The organism is Corynebacterium sp. HMSC08F01 (genome assembly GCF_001807545.1).
GTDB lineage: Bacteria > Actinomycetota > Actinomycetes > Mycobacteriales > Mycobacteriaceae > Corynebacterium > Corynebacterium coyleae.
This window is the reverse complement of sequence record NZ_KV789314.1, coordinates 283307-303810: the sequence shown is the minus strand read 5'-3', so window position 1 is coordinate 303810 and position 20504 is coordinate 283307. Positions and strand designations below refer to the sequence as shown.

Annotated in this window: 19 protein-coding genes and 1 other RNA gene; 14 read left to right on the top strand and 6 right to left on the bottom strand. The window is 65.2% G+C overall.

Annotated features, from left to right (window positions below):
* Positions 1-116 precede the first annotated feature (116 nt).
* From HMPREF3171_RS07935 to HMPREF3171_RS07920, 4 genes are read right to left on the bottom strand one after another with little or no spacing between them, the layout of a single operon-like run.
* Positions 117-512 carry a hypothetical protein gene (locus HMPREF3171_RS07935; RefSeq protein WP_070570161.1) on the bottom strand — a complete coding sequence of 132 codons (396 nt, stop codon included), beginning with the start codon at positions 510-512 and terminating at the stop codon, positions 117-119.
* Positions 513-542: 30 nt separating this feature from the next.
* Positions 543-1508, bottom strand: a complete 966-nt coding sequence (locus tag HMPREF3171_RS07930; protein ID WP_246815350.1) for an SURF1 family cytochrome oxidase biogenesis protein — start codon at positions 1506-1508, stop codon at positions 543-545.
* Between the two features lie 6 nt (positions 1509-1514).
* Entirely contained in the window at positions 1515-1982 is a 468-nt protein-coding gene (locus tag HMPREF3171_RS07925; RefSeq protein ID WP_070450800.1) for a low molecular weight protein-tyrosine-phosphatase, read from the bottom strand.
* Complete coding sequence (locus HMPREF3171_RS07920; RefSeq protein WP_070484074.1) at positions 1969-2604, bottom strand: HAD hydrolase-like protein; 636 nt, start codon at positions 2602-2604, stop codon at positions 1969-1971. The genes HMPREF3171_RS07925 and HMPREF3171_RS07920 overlap by 14 nt, the downstream gene beginning before the upstream one ends.
* Positions 2605-2640: 36 nt before the next feature.
* On the opposite strand from HMPREF3171_RS07920, the gene HMPREF3171_RS07915 reads away from it, so the two are divergent.
* The 10 genes from HMPREF3171_RS07915 to HMPREF3171_RS07870 all read left to right on the top strand — a co-directional run bounded on the left by HMPREF3171_RS07915 (position 2641) and on the right by HMPREF3171_RS07870 (position 12578).
* Positions 2641-3777 (top strand): Nif3-like dinuclear metal center hexameric protein, encoded by a 1137-nt coding sequence (locus HMPREF3171_RS07915; protein WP_070484071.1) that lies wholly within the window; start codon positions 2641-2643, stop codon positions 3775-3777.
* Positions 3778-3787: 10 nt separating this feature from the next.
* Positions 3788-4477, top strand: coding sequence for a zinc ribbon domain-containing protein (locus HMPREF3171_RS07910; RefSeq protein WP_070422131.1), 690 nt, complete (start codon positions 3788-3790; stop codon positions 4475-4477).
* A complete protein-coding gene (locus HMPREF3171_RS07905; protein WP_070484068.1) occupies positions 4478-5638 on the top strand; it encodes a bifunctional RNase H/acid phosphatase in 1161 nt (386 codons plus the stop codon). It abuts the gene before it with no gap.
* A gap of 199 nt (positions 5639-5837) precedes the next feature.
* Complete coding sequence (locus HMPREF3171_RS07900) at positions 5838-6854, top strand: LacI family DNA-binding transcriptional regulator (RefSeq protein ID WP_070484066.1); 1017 nt, start codon at positions 5838-5840, stop codon at positions 6852-6854.
* Entirely contained in the window at positions 6851-8398 is a 1548-nt protein-coding gene (locus HMPREF3171_RS07895; protein ID WP_070484064.1) for a sugar ABC transporter ATP-binding protein, read from the top strand. Before HMPREF3171_RS07900 ends, HMPREF3171_RS07895 begins: the two co-directional genes overlap by 4 nt.
* Positions 8395-9366: an ABC transporter permease gene (locus tag HMPREF3171_RS07890; RefSeq protein ID WP_070422135.1), complete on the top strand. Its 972-nt coding sequence runs from the start codon at positions 8395-8397 to the stop codon at positions 9364-9366. Before HMPREF3171_RS07895 ends, HMPREF3171_RS07890 begins: the two co-directional genes overlap by 4 nt.
* 45 nt (positions 9367-9411) lie before the next feature.
* Entirely contained in the window at positions 9412-10335 is a 924-nt protein-coding gene (locus HMPREF3171_RS07885; RefSeq protein WP_070484062.1) for a D-ribose ABC transporter substrate-binding protein, read from the top strand.
* Complete coding sequence (locus HMPREF3171_RS07880) at positions 10335-10703, top strand: RbsD/FucU domain-containing protein (RefSeq protein ID WP_070484060.1); 369 nt, start codon at positions 10335-10337, stop codon at positions 10701-10703. The genes HMPREF3171_RS07885 and HMPREF3171_RS07880 overlap by 1 nt, the downstream gene beginning before the upstream one ends.
* Positions 10704-10764: 61 nt before the next feature.
* Positions 10765-11166, top strand: an RNA gene (rnpB, locus tag HMPREF3171_RS07875) — RNase P RNA component class A.
* A 26-nt stretch (positions 11167-11192) separates the two neighbouring features.
* On the top strand, positions 11193-12578 hold the full coding sequence (locus tag HMPREF3171_RS07870) for an RNB domain-containing ribonuclease (RefSeq protein WP_070484058.1): 1386 nt from the start codon (positions 11193-11195) through the stop codon (positions 12576-12578).
* 21 nt (positions 12579-12599) lie between these two features.
* Here the strand turns inward: HMPREF3171_RS07870 and HMPREF3171_RS07865 are convergent, their stop codons facing one another.
* Entirely contained in the window at positions 12600-13781 is a 1182-nt protein-coding gene (locus tag HMPREF3171_RS07865; protein WP_070484056.1) for a galactokinase family protein, read from the bottom strand.
* A gap of 84 nt (positions 13782-13865) precedes the next feature.
* Here HMPREF3171_RS07865 and HMPREF3171_RS07860 point away from each other — a divergent pair, with 84 nt between their 5' ends.
* Positions 13866-14072 (top strand): hypothetical protein, encoded by a 207-nt coding sequence (locus HMPREF3171_RS07860; RefSeq protein ID WP_070484054.1) that lies wholly within the window; start codon positions 13866-13868, stop codon positions 14070-14072.
* Between the two features lie 18 nt (positions 14073-14090).
* Here HMPREF3171_RS07860 and HMPREF3171_RS07855 read toward each other — a convergent pair whose 3' ends face one another.
* Positions 14091-15701, bottom strand: coding sequence for a CYTH and CHAD domain-containing protein (locus HMPREF3171_RS07855; RefSeq protein ID WP_070484052.1), 1611 nt, complete (start codon positions 15699-15701; stop codon positions 14091-14093).
* 142 nt (positions 15702-15843) lie between these two features.
* On the opposite strand from HMPREF3171_RS07855, the gene HMPREF3171_RS07850 reads away from it, so the two are divergent.
* The 3 genes from HMPREF3171_RS07850 to HMPREF3171_RS07840 are packed head-to-tail and all read left to right on the top strand — an operon-like array spanning position 15844 to position 20488.
* Entirely contained in the window at positions 15844-17178 is a 1335-nt protein-coding gene (locus tag HMPREF3171_RS07850) for a glutamine synthetase family protein (protein WP_070484049.1), read from the top strand.
* Entirely contained in the window at positions 17178-20186 is a 3009-nt protein-coding gene (locus HMPREF3171_RS07845) for a bifunctional [glutamine synthetase] adenylyltransferase/[glutamine synthetase]-adenylyl-L-tyrosine phosphorylase (protein WP_070484047.1), read from the top strand. The genes HMPREF3171_RS07850 and HMPREF3171_RS07845 overlap by 1 nt, the downstream gene beginning before the upstream one ends.
* A gap of 35 nt (positions 20187-20221) precedes the next feature.
* On the top strand, positions 20222-20488 hold the full coding sequence (locus HMPREF3171_RS07840) for a hypothetical protein (protein WP_070484152.1): 267 nt from the start codon (positions 20222-20224) through the stop codon (positions 20486-20488).
* The last annotated feature ends 16 nt before the right edge of the window (positions 20489-20504 follow it).

The window sequence follows — 20504 nt, the reverse complement described above, 5'->3', positions numbered from 1 at the left end:
GTCACCATGGCGCGGATATAAGCCCCAGGAGCATATACTTTCAGGAAAACCCCCGATCATCTCAAACAAATCGACGAATCCAGACACACATTTTGTCGCTTAACCCGAACCGGTACCTAGAGCGATCGGTTCTCGATGGCGGCGAGGATGCCCAGTTCGAACGCCGGGGTGTTGCCGTCGAACTCCACGTCTGCGACGTCCCATTCGGAGAACTGCACCCGAGCGGAGCCGGTGGTGGCGGTGGGGGAGTCGGGGACGATGGAGATGTCGTGGAGAGAGTGGCCAAGCGCGGCGCAGGCTAAGCCGGCGCGGGCTGGCAAAGTACCGCCGTCGGACAGGGCGAAAAGGGGCTGGCCTTCGGGGTCGGTGAGAAGCGACAAGGTTGCGAAGGGGCGGTTGGCGAAGGCGACGGCGTGGTCGAAGGCGGCGTCTTCAATATCGGCAGGTTCGACGCCCGAGGCGGGGACGACGAAGGCGTCGGCGAGGGTGCGGAGGACGGAATCGAGCGACATCAAAACCCCTTCAGAGACCATGGGACAGAGTTAGCGTTCTTGTTCCTTATCGTAAGCCTTGGCCCACGGGTTGGTGCGGGAAGAACCGTAGCGCTGGCGGGAACGCGTAGGAGCCGCAGTCGGGGTCTGAGCGGACGGCGCCGGGGCGGTTTCTTCGCCGGGGACAGGGGAAGGCTCGGGGCCGCTGCCGGACACGGTGTCGTCGTTAAGCAGTTGCTTCTGCTCCTCGACGTAGCGGCGGCGTTCGCGGCTTTCGGAGAACAGGAAGTAGAGCAGGGCGCCGGGGGCGGCGACGCCGAACAGGATCCACTGGAGGCCGTAGGAAAGGTGGTTGCCGGTTTCGAGTTGGGGCAGGGGGATGGCGGTGAGGGTGCCGGGTTGGTCTGAGAGTAGTTGGAGGTACGGCTCGACCATGTCCGCCCCCGCGTCGACTCCGGTCAGCTCCCCAACCTGGGTGGGGTTGATGGAGTGGACCATGTCGAAGCCCTGGTCGTGGATGGGCGCGGTCGGGTGGGACGCTTCGGCGGCGCGCAGCATGCCAGTGATGGTGACGTCGCCGGTAGGTGCTGCGTCGATGTCCGGCACACCGGTGGAGCCTTCGGCGGGGACCCAGCCGCGGTTGACAAGGATGGTGCGGCCGTCGTCAAGCGTGAACGGCGTGAGCACCTGGAACGCAGGGGTGCGGTCGACGGAACGCAGGCGAAGCAACACGTCGTTGCCCGTGTAGTGGCCGGTGGCGACCACACGTGACCATTCGTCGGCGGGGGCGAGCGTGGTGCCGGGCAGGCGGTCCACCAGCGGTTCGGGATCGTGGTCGAACGCCGCGGAGATGTGTTCGTTGCGCTCGACTAACTGTTCGTTCTTGCCGAGTTGCCAGGGCGCGAGGAACGTGAAGGCAAAGTAGGAGAAAATGCCGACGACGATCGCCGCGATGATCCAGCCGGGGTTGAGCAGTTGGCGCCACCACGGCTTTTGGGAGGACTTGTTGGCATTCACGCCCACTTAGCCTAGCTGATCGCGCACCCAGCGGATAATGCCGTCGGCGGCGGCTTCGATCTGCTCGCGCACCACGGTGAAGCCCTCGGGCCCGCCGTAGTACGGGTCGGCAACGCCAGCGCCCTCAGGTGCGGCGGGGTCGAAGGAGCGCAGCAGACGGACCTTGTCTTCGGGCACGCCGCGCACGACCAACTCCGACACGTGGTTGGTGTCCAGCGCGACGATCAGGTCGGCTTGCTCCTGCTCGTAGCCAAACTGTTGGGCGCGGTGGGCTTCGCCGTCGTAGCCGTGGTTGGCCAGTTCGCGCCGGGCGCGTTCGTCGGCTTTGTGGCCGACGTGCCAGTCGCCGATGCCTGACGACGACACGCGCACCGCATCGCCCAGTCCCGCGTCCTCCAACTTGGAGCGCACGATGACCTCGGCCATCGGGGAGCGGCAGATGTTGCCGGTGCAGACGAAATCAATATGCAGCACGGATGATCCTTTCCAACTCGCGTGCGTCCGATGCTACGTAGGTCGCTTCGTCCCACTCGGATGCAGCGCCGTAGCCCCAGGTCACGGCAACACTTGGGATGTCAAAGGTGGCGGCACCGGTGAAGTCGTGGGTGCGATCCCCAATCATCAGGGGACGTTTTGGCGCGACGTTGTCCAGCACGTACCGGATCACGTCGGCCTTCTTGGCGCGTACGCCGTCGTTAGATGCAGCGCCCAAAAAGTCGATGTGTTCGAGCATCCCTGCGCGCTCGAGGGCGGCTCGCGCGAAGCGTTCGCTTTTCGACGTCGCCGTGCACACCCCAAAACCTTCCCCCTTCAACCTGGCCAGCAGGTCGGCCATGCCGTCGAAAACCTCGAAGCGTTGCCAGCCTTCGGTGGACATGTAGGCGGAGTAGGCCTGCATGGCTTGTTCGACCTGGTCAGGCGACATGCCGAGCGCGCGCATCGATTCCGGCATGGGTGGGCCGGGGATGCGTTTGATGAACTCCTCGTCGGGTTTGTCCCAGCCCACGGCCTCTAATCCGAGGAGGAATCCGTGGCGGATGCCGGGGAATGAGTCGATGAGGGTGCCGTCGACGTCGAAAAGCAATGTGGTGTTCACACCTCACCACTGTTCCAAATTTGTAGGCTGGCTGCCATGACTGCTGTGACTGTGCAAGACGTTGTTGATGCCCTCGAGGCTGCCTACCCGCCGGCGTTGGCGGAAAGTTGGGACCAGGTTGGCCTGGTTTGCGGTGATCCGGATGCTGAGGTGACCAAGGTTGCGTTCGCGTTGGATTGCACGCTGGAGGTCGCCGAACGGGCCGTGGCGCAGGGTGCGCAGTTGCTCGTTGTGCACCACCCGTTGCTGCTGCGTGGTGTGCATTCGGTGGCGGCGAATACCCCGAAGGGCAAGGTTATCCACACGTTGCTGGCTGGCGGCTGCGCGCTGTTCGCCGCGCACACGAACGCCGATTCGGCGCGCCCGGGTGTGTCGGACAAACTCGCCGAACTCGTCGGCATCGAACCCGGCCGCCCGATCAAGCCGGTGCTTCTTAACGCCACCGACCGCTGGGGCGTCCACGTCCCGCCAGCGGATGCCGATGCGTTGAAGCGTGCCCTGTTCGAGGCCGGCGCGGGCGAGATTGGCAACTACCGCGAGTGCGCCTTCACCACCGAGGGCACCGGCGAGTTCACCCCGGTCGAGGGCGCGGACCCCACCGACGGCACGGTCGGCGAGCACTACACCGCCCGGGAGCTACGGGTGGAGTTTGTGGCGCCGGCGAGGTTGCGGCGTGAGCTCGTCGATACGCTGCGCGCGCATCACCCGTACGAGGAGCCGGCGTTCGACATCGTGCAGGTGGAGCACACCGCGGATCTGGACAACGCGACGGGCCTCGGGCGCATCGGCACGCTCCCGGAGCCGATGACCCTGCGCGAGTTCACCCAACAGGTGGCCAACGCCCTGCCGGAGACCGCCTGGGGCGTGCGCGCCGCCGGCGATCCGGACCAGATCGTGCAAAAGGTCGCGGTGTCCTCCGGCTCCGGCGACTCGTTCCTTTCGGATGTGTCCAAACTCGGTGTGGACGTGTATGTCACCTCGGATCTGCGCCACCACCCGGTCGACGAGCACCTGCGCGCCGGTGGGCCTGCCGTCATCGATACCGCCCACTGGGCCAGCGAGTTTCCCTGGACCGAGCAGGCAGAGAGTATCGTGGCCCCTCTAGGCGTGGACACCGAGATCCTGCACATCCGCACGGATCCCTGGACCGTGTCCGCGCACCCCGCGAACTAAAGGAGTACCGATGCACCTATCCCAAGACCTGCAACCCGTCCTCCTGGAGCTCGCGCTCGCCGACGCCGCCAAGGGCCAGACGCGCGTTCGTCCCGAAGTCCAAGAGCTACAGAAGCTTCTCGACGAACGCACGCGCATGACCGAGGCTTCCGCCTCCGCCCAACTGGCCGTGGATGACATGGAACTAGAAATCCTGCGCATCCAGGAAGACGAGCGGAAACTGAAGAAGCGCGAACTCGACGACAAGCGCCAGCTCAGTGCAGAGACCGACCCGGAGCGTCGCAAGGACCTGGAGCACGACCGCTACGCCGCGAAGTCGCGCATCGCGGACCTGCTCTACGAACTCAAGGAAGCCCACAACGAGATCGCTGCGCTGCGCAACAACCGCGACATTCACGCCGCCCGCGTCGATGAACTCAACCGCAAGGTCGAGGCCGCCCAGCGCGCCGTCGATGCGTTGCCGGAAGAAGAAGCGGTGGACACCGACGCGCTGCGTTCCCGCCTGCCGGAGGACGTGCTGAAGGCGTACGACGACATCGGCGCCGCCAAGTTCAACGGCCGCGCCTGCGGTGGCTGCTTCATCCAACTCCCGCCGTCCGAGCGCGCCGAAGTACTCGCCGAGCCGGAGGACACCCTGCCGGCTTGCCCGAACTGCGGCACCCTGCTCGTGCGCGTGAACCCAGCCACCGACGAGGTGTAAATGCACGTCAAGATGTACTGCGACGGCGGCTCCCGCGGAAACCCGGGGGTCGCCGGATCCGGTTCCGTGGTCTACGACCCCAACGGCGAAACCCTTGCAGAGATCGCCTACGTGGTGGGCAAAAAGTCCACCAACAACGTCGCTGAATACTACGGTTTGGTCCGCGGACTGGAGGCGTCGCGCGAGGTCGGCGCTACGCGGGTGGACGTCTTCATGGACTCCAAACTCGTCGTCGAGCAAATGACTGGCCGGTGGAAAATCAAACACCCGGACATGCAACAACTCGCCCGGGAAGCCCGCGACCTCGCCTCCTCCTTTGAGAAGGTCACCTACACCTGGGTTCCGCGTGCGAAGAACAAGAAGGCCGACGAGTTGTCCAACGTGGCCATGGACGCGGCCGCGCGTGGCGACAAGCCGGGGATTGTGAAGGGCACCGGCGTGTGGGTTGGCGGTGGCAAGGCTTCAGGCAAGGCTGAGAAGCCGGCGGAGGGGCCGGTCGTCGAGAAGAAAAAGCGCGATGCCGCTGGCCACTGGGCTGGAAACTCCGAACCGCGAACGCGGTTCATTCTGCTGCGGCACGGGCAGACGCAACACTCGGCCGAGATGCGTTTTTCCGGCGTTTCTAACCCGGACCTCACCGATATCGGCCGTGAGCAGGCGAAGCGTGCGGCCGAGGCGCTGCGCTCGTTCGGGCGCATCGATGCCATCGTTGCCTCCCCGCAGGCGCGCGCTCAGCAAACCGCGCAGTTCGCCGCGGACGTACTCGGCCTGGAGGTCCGGACCGACGAGGGGTTCCGCGAACTCGACTTCGGCGACTACGAAGGGCTGACCCGCGACGAGGCGATTGCGAAGGGGGAGGATGCGTATGCGACGTGGCAGGAATCGCCAAACAACGCGCCCCCTGCCGGCGAGTCGCTGACGGCGTTCCACCGCCGCGTCACCCGCGCCCGGCTGAAACTGCAGGAGCGCTACGAAGGTCAGAACGTACTCGTGGTCACCCATATGACCCCGATTAAATCCATGGTCCGCCAGGCTCTCAGCGCGAACGCCGAACTGTTCAAGCACCTGTTTTTGGACCTGGCAAGCATCTCTGTCGTGGATTACTTCGGCGAATTCGGTGTGGTTCGTTGTGTGAACGACGTCGCCCACCACCGCGGGTAGGCCTGCTGCTGCGCGGCGGCCACAACGCCGCCTTCAAAACCACACGAAACAGCACAGGCAGTCCAACGTTCGGGGGTGTGTGGGGGTGTGGCGCTATTGACCTGACGCTCAGCTGCAGTTTAGGTTGTTCTGCACATGGTGCAAACGTTTGCACACATCACTAGCACCCAACACGATCCGGACACACACGGAGGGACCCATGGCAGCACGGGCCACGTTGCGCGAGGTTGCGCTCGACGCCGGTGTCTCGCCGTCCACGGTGTCGCGGGCGCTGGCGGGGAACCCGGCGATCTCGAAACAAACGCGGGACCGGGTGTTTCATTCGGCGGCGAAGTTGAATTACGTGCCGAATTTGCAGGCGAGGGGGTTGCGCTCGGCAGCGTCGACCGCGGTGGGGCTAACCATCCCGAGCCTGGTCAATCCGTTCTTCGCGCAGATGGCGGCGTCGATTCAGCAGGCAGCGGACACCGATGGGTTTTCGGTGATGATCGCCACCACCAACGAGGACGCCGGCCAACTCGACGCCGCGTTGCAGACCTTTAGCGGCCAGCAGCTGGCCGGGGCGATCATCGTGCCGTCGATGCACAGCGCGCCGATGGTGCAGTCGCTGCTGGATCGGGGCCAGAAGATTGTGCAGGTGGATCGGGTGCTGCCGGGGCTGGAGGTGCCGTCGGTGATTACGGACGCGCGACCTTCCATCCGCAAGGCCGTCCAGCACCTCAAGGACAACGGGCATACGCAGATCGGCTATATCGCGGGCCCGTCGAGTACGTCGACGGGGCTGCAGCGCCTGGAAGGCTTCCACGACGTCATCCGCGACACCCCAGAGACGAACGGTCTGATCTTCCGCGGCGGCTACAGCAGCGCGGAGGGCTTCGCGGGTGCCGCGGACCTGCTCAAGCGTGGCGCGTCGGCGATTATCGCGGGGGATTCCATGATGACGGTCGGGGCGCTGCAGTACGTGCTGGACCACAAGATCGGTCTGGGCGAGGACCTCGCGCTGGTTGGGTTTGATGACCAGCCGGCGTTTCAGATGCAGCCCGTTCCGTTGACGGTGATTGAGCAGCATGTGGAGGACGTCGGCAGACGTGCGTGGGAGAAGATCGCCGCGCTGATCCGCGGGGAGCCGACCTCGCAGCACGAGGTGTTACCCACCACATTGACTATCCGAGAATCCAGCAATTTCAACTTCACTTCAAGGAGGTGCAGCAGATGACCACAGCGGTAAAACCCCTGATCCGGTTGGACGGCATTTCGAAGTCGTTCGGGCCGATCAACGTGATTGATAACGTTTCGCTCGCCGTCGAGCCGGGTCGCGTGCTTGCGCTGCTCGGCGAGAACGGCGCGGGTAAATCGACGTTGATCAAGATGATGTCGGGCGTGTATCAGCCTACGTCGGGGCGCATTCTTATCGACGACCAACCGGTTACCCTGCCCGACACCAAGGCCGCAGAAGCGCACGGTATTGCCACGATCCACCAGGAGTTAAACCTGGTGCCGACGCTGTCGGTGGCAGAAAACATCACGCTCGGGCGCACGCCGCGCCGGATGGGGTTGGTGAACTTCAAGGAGATGCGCCGCATCGCCGCTGAAGCCATCGACCGCATCGGCCTGAAGGTGGACCTGGACACGCCGGTCGGCGAGCTCGGTATTGCGCGCCAGCAGTTGGTTGAGATCGCGAAGGCGTTGTCGATGGATGCGCGTGTGCTGATTCTCGACGAGCCCACCGCGGCCCTTACCGGCCACGAGGTCGACCAGTTGTTCATGGTGGTCGACGACTTGAAGGCCAACGGGGTGGGCATGGTGTTTATCTCGCACCACCTGGACGAGATCGCCCGTATCGCCGACAGTGTGGCGGTGCTTCGCGACGGCAACTTTGTCGCCGAGGTCCCCGCCACCACCCCAGAGGCGGAACTCGTGCGCTACATGGTCGGCCGCGACATTGAGGACCAGTACCCGAAGGTGGATAAAGAGATCGGCAAACCGCTGCTGACCGTGGAAAACCTCACCACGGAAGGCAAGTTTAAGGACGTCTCCTTCGAGCTCCGCGCCGGCGAGGTTGTCGGCCTGGCAGGCCTTGTGGGAGCAGGTCGCACCGAGGTCGTGCGCGCCATCGCGGGTGCCGACCACGTCGATTCCGGCACCGTTTCCATCAACGGCGAGCCACTCCCGTCCGGCTCGGTCGCCCAGGCGATCAAGCGCGGCATCGGCCACGTGCCGGAGGACCGCAAGGCGCAAGGCCTCGTGCTTGGGGCCACGGTGGGGGAGAATATTGGACTGGCCACGTTGCGGTCGTCGTCACGCGCAGGGATCGCGGATGTGCGTGGTCAGCGCAAACGTGCGGATGACGTCGCCAAGCAATTGCGCGTGCGCATGGCTGGCATTGACCAGGAGATCCGCAACCTGTCCGGCGGCAACCAGCAAAAGGCCGTGTTTGGTCGTTGGGTGCTGGCAGGCTCGAACATTTTGCTTCTCGACGAACCCACGCGCGGTGTCGACGTCGGCGCCAAAGTGGAGATCTACAACATCATCAACGACATCACCCAGGCCGGCGGCGCGGTGCTCATGGTGTCCTCGGAACTGCCTGAGGTCATCGGCATGTCGGATCGCATCCTGGTGATGTCCGGCGGCCGCATCGCAGGCGAACTGCCCGCGGGTGCAACCCAGGACGAGATTATGGCGCTGGCGGTGTCCAACGTCGAAGACCACGTCGAACCACTTACAGAAACGCCACTTACAGAAACGGAGGCCCGCGCATGACGGGAACGACTACGGATGAGCGCTTGAGTACTCGCCAGCGCGTCATCAACTGGATCATGAACAACGGCGCGCTCGTCGGCCTGATCGTGCTGTGCATCGCGCTGTTCATCGCCACCCCGCACTTCCTCACGGTGAACAACCTGATCAACGTGGGCGTGCAGGCCGCCACCGTGGCGATTTTGGCGTTCGGCATGACATTCGTCATCGTCACCTCCGGCATCGACCTGTCGGTCGGCGCGGTGGCGGCGCTGAGCGCCATGGTTTCGGCCCACTTCTTCGTCGAGGCAGGCTGGCCCGGTTGGATCACGCTCATTGCGGGCCTGCTCACCGGTTTCGCGGCAGGTGCGGTCAGCGGTATCGCCACTGCCTACGGCAAACTCCCGGCGTTTATTTCCACCCTGGCCATGATGTCCATTGCCCGCGGCGCCACCTTGGTGATCTCTCAGGGCTCGCCGATGGCTACTGCCGACGAGGTGAACTGGCTCGGTTCCAACGCCGGCAAGTTCCCCATCCCGATTCTGATGATGCTGTTGGCCGGCGTGCTGTGCTGGTTCATCCTCTCGCGCACCGTGCTGGGCCGTTCCATGTACGCAATCGGTGGCAACGAGGAGGCCGCGCGACTATCCGGCATTCCGGTCAAGCGTGTGCTCGTCGCCGTGTATGCGCTCAGCGGCCTGTTCGCCGCGCTTGCCGGTTTGGTCATGGCGGGCCGGTTGTCGTCCGCGCAGCCGCAGGCCGGTGTGGGCTACGAGCTCGACGCGATTGCCGCCGTGGTCATCGGTGGTGCGTCGCTGGCCGGCGGCACCGGCAAGGCCACCGGCACGCTCGTCGGCGCGATCCTGCTCGCCGTGATCCGCAACGGCCTGAACCTGCTGAACGTCAGCTCGTTCTGGCAGCAGATTGTCATCGGCGTGGTCATCGCCGCGGCCGTCGGCTTCGACGTGCTGCGCAAAAAGACCACCGTTTAACCCCTGAACAAGACCCCCTGTTCACAACTTCAAGGAGAACCCGAAATGTCTTTCGCTCGTAAGGCCACCGCCATCGTTGCTGCTGCGGCGATGACCCTGTCCCTGTCCGCTTGCAACCGTGACTCCGCCGACGAGGGCGCGGTCACCCTGGCGCTGTCCACCCAGACCAACCCGTTCTTCGTCCAGCTTCGCGACGGCGCCCAGGAGAAGGCCGACGAACTCGGCATCGCCCTGAACGTCCAGGATGCTTCCGATGACGCTGCGACCCAGATTGACCAGCTCAACAACGCGATCACCTCCGGCACCGACGCCGTGATCGTCAACCCGACCGACTCCGACGCCGTCGTCCCGGCCGTTGAGGCCCTGAACAACGCCAGCATCCCGGTCATCGCCGTGGATCGCTCCTCCAACGGCGGCGACGTTGCTTCCTTCATCTCTTCCGACAACGTCGCCGGCGGCAAGCAGGCAGCCGACGAGCTGGCCAAGGCCATCGGCGAAGAGGGCGAGATCCTGATCCTGCAGGGCATCGCCGGCTCCTCCGCCTCCCGCGACCGCGGCAAGGGGTTCAAGGAGGGCATTGCCAACTACCCGAACATCAAGGTTGTCGGCGAGCAGACCGCTAACTTCGACCGCACCGAGGGCCTGAACGTGGCCACCAACCTGCTGCAGGCGTACCCGAACGTGAAGGCCATCTTCGCGGAGAACGACGAGATGGCCCTCGGCGCCATCGAAGCGCTTGGTGCCCGCGCAGGCCAGGACGTGAAGGTCATTGGTTTCGACGGCACCACCGACGGGCTCAAGGCAGTCACCGACGGCCGCATGCACGCCACCATCGCTCAGCAGCCGGGCCAGCTCGGCGCCCGTGCGGTTGAGGAGGCTGCGAAGCTGCTTCGCGATGAAGACGCCACCGCCATCGTCCCGGTCGACGTTGTCACCGTGACCAAGGAAAACGTAGGCGACTTCGAGTAATGCGCAAGACAGGCATTCTCAACGCTCAACTGGCCCGCGCGATCAACGGCCTCGGCCACACCGACACGTTCGCCGTGGCGGACTGTGGTCTGCCCATCCCGGCCGGGGTAGAGGTCGTGGACCTCGCGCTGGTCTTCGGCGTGCCCCGCTTTGCCGATGTCGTCGAAGCGATTCTGGATGAGGTTGTGGTGGAAGGTGCGGTCGTCGCTACGCAAGCGCCCGATGAGGTCGCTTTACTTTGCGACGACCCCACCCGCGTCGACCACGAAGACCTCAAACAGGCGCTTGCAGACTGCAAGTTCGTGGTTCGCACGGGTGAGACAACCCCGTACGCCAACATCATCTTCCGCAGCGGGGTCCCGTTCTAACCCGGTGGATGTGTGGCGGTTCCGCTCTCACGCCCTAAAGGCGTATGCTTTAGACCGCGAATGAGCCGGCCGGGCGGCCGCGGCGGCGCGAACCACCTCAGCATTGGGGTAGGCGCACGTCGAGGAAAGTCCGGACTCCACACGGCACGGTGGTTGCTAACAGCAACCCGGAGCGATCCGCGGGAAAGTGCAACAGAGAGTAGACCGCCCCGCCTTGTGCGGGGTAAGGGTGAAAGGGTGCGGTAAGAGCGCACCGGCATGCGTGGCAACACGTGTGGCCAGGTAAACCCCACCGGGAGCAAGGCAAGAACCCCTGCGCGTGCGCAGAGGTCGTCGGATGTGATGAGGCTGCCCGCCCAGTCCGAAGGTAGCTGCTTGAGGCGCCCAGCGATGGGTGACCCAGATGGATGGTCGCCACTCCGCTTGCGGGGGACAGAATCCGGCTCATAGGCCGACTCATTCGCCCACTTCGTGGCACGATGGCGTTTTATGAAGCTCTACGCCGCACCCCTGAACTTCCGCGCCATTGCGCGCGAATTCGACGTGCCCACCGACTTTGCGCCATCGTTGCACGCAGAGGCCTCGGAGTTGGTGGACCGTTTCGCAGATGTGCGTATCGACGCCCGCGATATCCCCTTTGTCACCATCGACCCGGCCGGCTCTAAAGATTTGGACCAGGCCGTGTTCGTGGAGCAGCGTGCCGGTGGCGGGTACCGGGTGTGGTATGCGATTGCGGACGTGGCGGCGTTCGTGGACAGTGACTCCGGCGTGCACGAGGAGTCGCTGCAGCGCGGCCAGACGATCTACCTGCCCGACGAGCCGGCACGCCTGCACCCGGAGGAAGTCTCCGAAGGGTCGGCGTCGCTGCTGCCGGACGTGGATAGGCCCGCCGTGCTGTGGACCTTCGACGTGGACGGGGAAGGGGAGGTCGAGTCAGCCCACGTCGAGCGCGCCCTTGTTCACTCGGTGGCGCGCCTGGACTACGAGGGCGTGCACGCCTCCTTGGAGGATGGTTCCGTGCACCCCTCGATTGCGCTGTTGCCGGAGGTTGGCCGGTTGCGGCAGCAGTCGTCGCTACGCAGGCACGCGATCAACCTGCGTGTGCCGTCCGTGCGCGTGGCCCGCGACGGAGACGCCTACGAACTCGCCATTGAGCCGCGCCACCCGATCATGGACTACAACTCGGAGATCTCCCTGCTCACCGGCATGGTTGCAGGCCAGATGATGGTGGACGCCGGCGTGGGGTTCCTGCGTACCCTCCAGCCGGCGTCAGCGGAAAGCGAGGCCGAGTTCCGCCGCGAGGCCCGCAACCTGGGCTTCGACGTCACCGGCGACATTGGCGAGTTCTTGGCCGGCGTGGACGCGGACACCCCGCACGGCATGGCCGTCATGCGCGAAGCCCAGAAACTCCTGCGCGGCTCCGGCTACGTCGACCTGTCCAAGGATGCCCCCGAGGTCCACGCCGGTATCGGCGGCTACTACGCCCACGTCACCGCACCGCTGCGCAGGCTTATCGACCGCTTCGCCACCGAAGTCTGCCTTGCCATCTGCGCCGGGACGCCTGTGCCGGAGTGGGTCACGCGCGACGCCGCACGCATGCTGAAGACCATGGGCCGCTCCTCCCAGTTGGCCAACACCGTGGAAAAGGCCTGCCTGCACCTCACGGAGGCGACGGTGCTCGAGCCGTGGGTGGGTCACAACTTCGACGGCGTCACGCTGAAATCCGGCGAGGAACAGTCCCGCGTGTTCATCGTCGACCCGCCGGTGCTCGCACCCTCTGCCGGCGCGCCTGAGGAAGGCGTATCCACGAAGTTTTCACTCGTGCACGCCGACATCGACGCCCGCGAGGTCGGCTTCGCCTGGCCCGCGGACTAGCGCTGCGGGCCAGGCGAGTACTTAGTCCTCGAGGCGCGCGACCTCACCCGGGGTGATCTCCACGACCTCGAGGTCCTTCGCCATTGCGGCGGCGAACGTATCGGCGGCTTGCACCGGCACGAACGCAATCACCGCGTCGGAGGTGCCCGTGGCGGCTGGGCGGGCGGCGACGGCACCACGCTCGCGCGCCAGGGCGACCAGCGCGTCCGGGGTGGTCAGGTCGTGGGCCTCGGACGGTGAGTTCAGCAGCGTGAACAGCTCGTTGGCGCGCCGGGAGCGCAGCGCCTTGGCGGCGGCGAGGGAGCGAAGCGTTTCGGTTTCGCAGAACTGCACCCACTGGCGGGCGACGTCGGGATCGGGTGCGGTCTCGTCGCCAACGGAGCGGCGTGCCTCGACCCACTGGACGACGCGGTTGGTGGCGTCTGGCAGTTGGCGTAGGGATTCGACGCCGAAGTTGGAGCAGGCGGCGTCGATAAACTCGCGGCGGTTGGCGATCGCTTTGGTTTGCACGTCGTACGGCTTGCCCAGTTCCTTAGCCAGGGAAAACACGCGCACGCCGTGGCGGGCGGGGTGGGGCGCTTCGGTCAGTGACCCGTCGGCGTAGTCGAGAACACTTACGCCTGTGCCACCGCCACGCAGGGCCACGGAGTGGCGAGCGCGCAGCACCGCCAGCGATGAGTAGGTGGCTACGGCGTGCGAGCAGATCTCCGCGAGCCGGGTGCGGAAGGGTGCGGTATCGATGTCGCCGTGACCGCCCGCCAACGCCAGCGCGATCGCGGCGTCCGCGGCGTACAGCGAACCGAGGCCGGCACCGAGCGGCACGTCGGATTCCACCGTGATGTCCAGGCCCGCCGTCTCACGCGAGAGCACCTGGCGTTGGATCAGCGACTGCACCAGCCCGGTCCAGCGGCGCGCGAGCGGGTCCTGAATCTCGTCCTCGTGCAGCGCGGCCAGGGTTGTTTCGGCGGTGAACTCGCCGAAGGGGCCGTGGGCGGTGAGGGCGATGGTGTCGTCGTCACGCGGGCTCGCCGCAGCAGCTGCACGTAGCGACGACGTCCCAGCCAACGTCACACCACCAAAGTGGTCAACGTTTTCGCCGATGAGCACCCACGTCGCCGGTGCGGACGCCACATGTCCGTCGCCAGAGTGAGCTGCGCGGACGCGCTGGGCGGGGAAAGTTTTGGGGGTTTGAAATGCTGCCATTACACGCTCCTTAACGGCCACCACACTACCAACCGTCTCGGTAGGGTAGGGGCGGTAAAAGCAACGAACATAAAGGAGCAGATCATGGCCGACGAGCAGTACTACTACAACCCGTCCACCGGCGAGGTCACCCAGGGCAAGGAAGCATCCTGGGATAACCGCATGGGCCCGTACGCCTCCCGCGAGGAGGCCGAGAACGCGCTGGCTATCGCGGCGCAGCGCAACAAGGCTGCAGATGCCGCCGACGAAGCCGACGACGACTGGGGCGAGGCTCCTTCTTGGGAGAAGTAATCCCCGCCGGGCCGTGTCTTACGGCTTGATCTTCTTAAACGCCTTGCGCACTTCGCGCACGGTGTCGTCGTAATCGCGAAGCGACGCCTCGCCGCGGTCGAGTTCGCGCTGGTAGAGCATGCCGTAGGAGAAGGTGTCCTCGCCGCGCTCGCGGGCCTCGTTAGCGAGCCGCTCGATGCGATCGCGTGAGGTCACCGCGTCCTGGAAGTCACCCAACTGGCTTTGCAGCGCCTTGCATGCCTTAGCCAAACGCCCTGCCTTCAGGCCTGCTTCCTGTGCTGCGACGGCGGAGTAGCGCAACTTCTTGGCAGCCTTGCGCACGTCGTGGACGTAATTCTCGCGCTCGTGCAGCGGCAGGGTGGTGTCGTCGTAGTATTCGGCGACCTTCTTGTGGCGCTTCTTCAACTTCTTGTAGCCGCGCTTGAGGTGGTCGTAAAGGACCTCCTTGGATTGTTTCTTCTCCGTCTTGGCGCCGTCCTCGCTGTCAGCATCCCCAGCGCCGTCACCAACCGCCACTGGCGGCTCCGCCAGCAGGGCATCTACGGCATCCAGCAGCGACATGAACCGCTCGGAGTCCAGCATCTCCACAATGTCGGCGTGGGCGGCCTCGTAGTCGCGGCGCATGTCGTGTTCGATGTGGGTGCGCGCGGTGTCGTCGATAAGACCAGACTCGTCCGAATCCAGCAGCGCGAGGAAACGCTCCTCCACAACCTCAGCGTCACGGGCCACGCCGAGCACGCCGGCGGAGAACTTCAGTTCGTCCTCTAGTGTCGCAAGCGCTTCGCCTTCGAGGATGCCCTCGAACGTCTCCAGCAGGGAGCGCATCTCGCGGGTGGCCACGCGCAGTTGGTGGACGGAATCGAACTCATCGGCACGCACGCGTGGCTCCCAACCGACGATCGCATCGCGCTGTTTGCGTAGCGACGACACCACCGCCGCAGCCGGCGTCCCCTCCTCAACTTCGCCTTGGACGTGTGGGGGCAGGGGAGCGGACTTGATCGAATCCCCAAGCGCCGTGGCCAACTTCGACGGCGAGGAGGACTTGCGCGCGCCCGCAGAGATCAGGAAAGACCCTGCCTGGGTAATCAGGTCATCGCCCGCCTCGGTGTCCGCAAGGGCGTCGGCGAGTTCGAGCTCCCATTCGCGCCAGTTCGTGCGCTCACCACCTGGAAGCAGCGACCAGGCGGTGACGTGGTCGTCGCAAAACTCCGCAACCGGGCCATCTTGGCCTGCAAGCGTGATCTCCACGCGGCGGTTATCCACCTGTGCGATCGGCTCTAGCGGTTCCGTGCGCACAATGGCACGAACTTCCGAAAGGAGGGCTTCGGGCACGGTCGTGGGGTCGTCGAGAGGCATGCGCACCTCCTTGCGGCCACCCTCCTGCGGCAACTTCATGTGCCAGCCGTCATCCGAACCGCCGGTGCGGCGACGCAGCGTGATCTTGGAACGCGTCAGGCGCAGATCTGCCGTGTCGTAGTAGACCGCAGACAGGTTGTGCTCTTGCGTGGACTCAATCGACGTCACCCCCGGCAGTTGAATGAGATCAGGAATGCCGGTGTCCTCATCCACCGCCAACTTGATCTCCACCTCAAGGAAGTTCTGGGGTGTCTGTTCAGCCTGTTCGGACATGGTGCGTGTGTTCTCCTCACCGACGCGGGTTCGACATGTGATCGACGCAGTTTCAGCGCATGTAATGCCTCCGAGTCTAGCGCGCACGCCGATTTGCGCTTGGCCCGTTTTCGAATCGCGGCGCCCGCTACAGTTATGTGCCATGAGCGCCCAAACCGACAACGTGCTGCGACTCGTCGAGCAGCAAGACATTGCCTTTATCCGCCTATGGTTCACCGATATTTTCGGCTCGCTGAAAACGGTGATGATGTCGCCTGCGGAACTCGAGAGCGCATTCGAGGAGGGCGTGGGGTTTGACGGCTCCTCAATCGAGGGCTTCTCTCGCGTCTCCGAGTCGGACACGTTGCTGCGCCCGGACCCGTCGACGTACCAGCCGTTGCCGTTCGATGAGGACTCTGGTCTGCAGACCGCGCGCATGTTTTGCGACATCACCATGCCCGACGGCGGCCCGCTGTTTGCAGATCCGCGTCAGGTGCTACGCCGCCAGATCAACAACGCCCGCGACATGGGATTCGAGTTTTTGGCTAGCCCCGAAATCGAGTTCTACGTGGTCAAACCCGGCCAGGGCGACCAGCCACCAACACCAGCGGACAAAGGCGGCTACTTCGACCAGGCCAAACGCAACGAGGCCCCGCGCTTGCGTCGGATGGCGGTATCCGCGCTGGAGTACATGGGCATTGTCACCGAGTTCTCCCACCACGAGGGATCCCCAGGCCAGCAGGAGATCGACCTGCGCCACACCGACGCGCTGACCATGGCGGACAACATCCTGACCTTCCGCTATCTGGTCAAGACCGTCGCGGAGATCAACGGGGTGCACGCAACATTTATGCCTAAGCCGTTCGCGGACCTTGAAGGCTCGGCGATGCACACGCACTTCTCCCTGTTCGAAGGCGACACTAACGCGTTCCACGATCCTGATGACGAAATCAGCCTGTCTGCCACCGGCCGCCAGTTCATCGCCGGCATCATCGAGCACGCCAGCGAAATCTCCGCGGTGACGAACCAGTGGGTGAATTCGTACAAGCGCCTCCAGTTCGGCTCCGAGGCACCCACCGCCGCGACCTGGGGCATTTCGAACCGTTCCGCGATGGTGCGCGTGCCCACCTACCGTCTGCACAAGGCGGAGTCGCGCCGGGCCGAGGTGCGCTCGCTGGATTCGGCCTGCAACCCATACCTGGCATACGCGGCCATCCTCGCCGCTGGCCTGAAGGGGATCGAGGAAGGCTACGAGCTCGACGAGCCAGCACGCGACGACGTGTTCGCCCTGACCCGCCGGGAGCGCCGCGCGATGGGCTACCGGGACCTGCCGACCTCTCTCGATCAGGCGCTGCGCCACCTGGAGCGCTCCGAGTTCATGGCGGAAGTGCTTGGCGAGCAGGTCTTCGAATTCTTCCTACGTGCAAAATGGCAGGAGTGGCACGAGTACACCTCGAAGATCACCCCGTGGGAGATCGAAACGGGGATTGATTTGTAGTGAAGCCCGCGAAACTTGGCCTGACCAGCCCGCGCGCCGCCGAGGATTTAGCCGAGCTCGGTTTTGACACCGAGGAGCTCGGCTACACGTTGGCGGGTTCCGCGGATCCGGATCTGGCTCTGAACAACGCCTACCGCCTGCACGGGGCGCTGGATTTGTGGGACGAGCTGCTTGCCGAACTGCGCGCGAACTCGATTTTCCGCACGCGCTTCTTCGCACTGCTCGGCGGCTCGACCGCGCTGTCGGATCACCTCATTGCCAATCCTGAGCAGTGGCGATTGCTTTGCGACGACCTCCCGTCCCGTCCCGACATGTTCCGCACCATGCTCGGCGCGGTTGGCGTGGATGCGGACACCCCGGGTCTGTATCGGGCTGAGGTAGGTGAGGTTGGCGTCGCAAAGCAAAAGCTTCGCACAGCCCATCGCAACCTCGTGATGCGCGTTGCAGCCGCGGACCTGGCCGGCACCTTCGCCGCGGTGAAGGGCTTCGGCGAAGGCGAGCCAATGACGTACGCCTACACCACCGACCGGCTGACGGACTTGGCGGACGCGGCGCTCACGGCGGCACTCGCGGTCGCAGTGCGGGAGGTCTACGGCGACGAGGAGGTTGACGCGGACCTGGCCGTCATCGCCATGGGCAAGTGCGGCGCGTGGGAGCTGAACTACATCTCGGATGTGGACGTCGTGTTCGTCGCCGAGCCTGTGACCACCAAGATCACGCGCGTGGCCAGCGAGATGATGCGCATCGGCTCCGCCTGCTTCTTCGAAGTGGACGCGAACCTGCGGCCCGAAGGGGCAGCCGGAGCCCTGGTGCGCACTCTGGATTCACACGTGGCGTACTACAAAAAGTGGGCGCAGACCTGGGAGTTCCAGGCACTGCTCAAGGCCCGTCCGATGACCGGATCGATGGATCTGGGCCAGGCGTATTCGGACGCGTTGTCGCCGCTGGTGTGGGAGGCGTCCCAGCGCGACTCCTTCGTCGAAGACGTCCAGGCCATGCGCCGCCGCGTGCTGGAAAACGTGCCCGCAGACGTGCGCGACCGTGAACTCAAGCTCGGCCCCGGTGGGCTTCGCGACGTCGAGTTCGCCGTGCAACTGCTCCAACTCGTGCACGGGCGTATCGACGACACCCTGCGCGCCCGCAACACCCTCGAAGCCCTCGCCGACCTGGCCAAGGGCGGGTACGTGGGCCGCGAGGACGCCAAAGTGCTCACCGATGCCTACGAGTTTTTACGCCTGCTCGAGCACCGTCTCCAACTGCAGCGGTTCAAGCGCACCCACCAACTGCCGGAGGCCGATGATGAGAAGCGCAACCGGTGGCTCGCCCGCGCCGCAGGCTTCTCAGCCGGGCCACGCGGTACCGCCCCTGAGGCGATGAACCGGCATCTCAAGGCCATCCGCCACGAGGTGGCCACGCTGCACGAGCGTCTCTTCTACCGCCCGCTGCTGGACGCCGTGGTGGACCTCACCGTCGGTGAAGCAACACTTTCCGCCGCCGGTGTGAAGGACCAGTTGGCAGCCCTGGGGTACCGCCACCCGGCGCGCGCGTTCGACCACCTGACCGCGCTGATCAAGGGCACCTCCCGCAAGGCGAAACTGCAGGAGATCCTGCTGCCCACACTCATGCACTGGCTGGCCGACACCGCCGATCCCGACCAGGGCCTACTCAACTACCGCAAACTCTCCGAGGCAGCGGTGGATCGCAGTTGGTTCTTGCGCATGCTTCGCGACGAAGGCGTGGCCTCCCAACGCCTCATGCACATCCTCGGCACCTCCCCGTACACCTCCGACCTGATCATTTCCGCACCTGACGTGGTGAAACTGCTTGGGGATGGCTCCGCCGGTCCGCGCCTGCTTGAGGTGGCTCCGGATCAGGTGCATAAGGCGATCATTGCCTCGGCGAAGCGCCACCAAGCCGACCCGGAGAAAGCGGTGTCGGTGGCGCGCTCCCTGCGTCGTGCTGAGTTGGCCCGTATCGCTGCGGCTGATCTGCTCGGTCTGATGGAGGTGCGCCAGGTCTGTCTGGAACTGACGTATGTGTGGGACGCGGTCCTTGAGGCCGCGCTGCAGGCAGAGGTGTATTCGACCACTGCCGCCGCTGGTCTCGACGAGGCCCCCGCACGAATCGCAGTGATCGGGATGGGCCGGCTTGGCGGCGCCGAGTTGGGCTACGGCTCTGACGCCGACGTCATGGTGGTCACCGAACCAGCAGACGGCGTCGACGAAACAGAAGCCATCGCTTGGGCCACGAAGGTGCTCGACCAGATCCGTACCCGCCTGTCCAAACCATCCGGCGACCCGCCGCTGGAGGTGGACCTGGGTCTGCGCCCCGAGGGGCGCTCCGGTCCGGTGACGCGCACCATCGCCTCCTACGTGCGCTACTACCGCGAGTGGGGCGAAGTCTGGGAGCGCCAAGCACTCCTTCGCGCCAACGTCGTCGCCGGCGACCGCGAGGTAGGGGAGCGCTTCCTTTCCGCCATCGCCGAGTTCCGCTACCCCGAGGCCGGCGCAACGCCCGCCGATATTCGCGAGATCCGCCGCATCAAAGCCCGCGTGGATAACGAGCGCCTGCCCCGTGGCGCCGACCGGGCCACCCACACCAAACTTGGCCGCGGCGCACTTGCCGATGTGGAGTGGACCGTCCAACTGATCACCATGGCGCACGCGCATCGTCATCACGAACTGCGCACCCCGTCCACACTTGACGCACTGGACTTCCTCGTGGAGCTCGACGACCCCGAGGTGCTTTCCGCCGACAAGGCGCGAACCCTGCGCACCGCGTGGCTCACCGCGACCCGCGCCCGCAACGCTATTGTGCTCGTCTCCGGCAAGCGTGAGGACCAGCTCCCCGCACCGGGCCCGCAACTGGCCCAGGTCGCTGGCTCTGCCGGATACGACCCCGACGACCAGCAAGAGTTTCTCGAGGACTACCTGCGCATCACCCGGCGCGCCCACCGCGTGGTTGAGGAAGTGTTCTGGGGCGAAAAGCAGTCCCTGGAATTCGACTAGGCGCGGCGGTTGCGGAATCAATAAGCTCTGTGGGCATGGCAGTGAACATGACTATCGACCTTGACAACGCAACCTTCGCCGACCTCGTCGCACTCGTCGACGCCGCCCGCGTCGCCGGCATCGACCCGTCCGCAAAGCTCGAACTCGACGACACGACGCTTAACGTCACCGTCGAGCCGAGCCCGCGCCGGGCATCCACACCGGAGCAGCCGAAGGAGCGCTCGGTGGCACCGCTTGGCGACGCCGCAATCCGCTCCGTCGTGGACATCCTCACCGGCCGCCAGGAGCCCCCGCGCCAATAGCACCCCGGCACCGCCG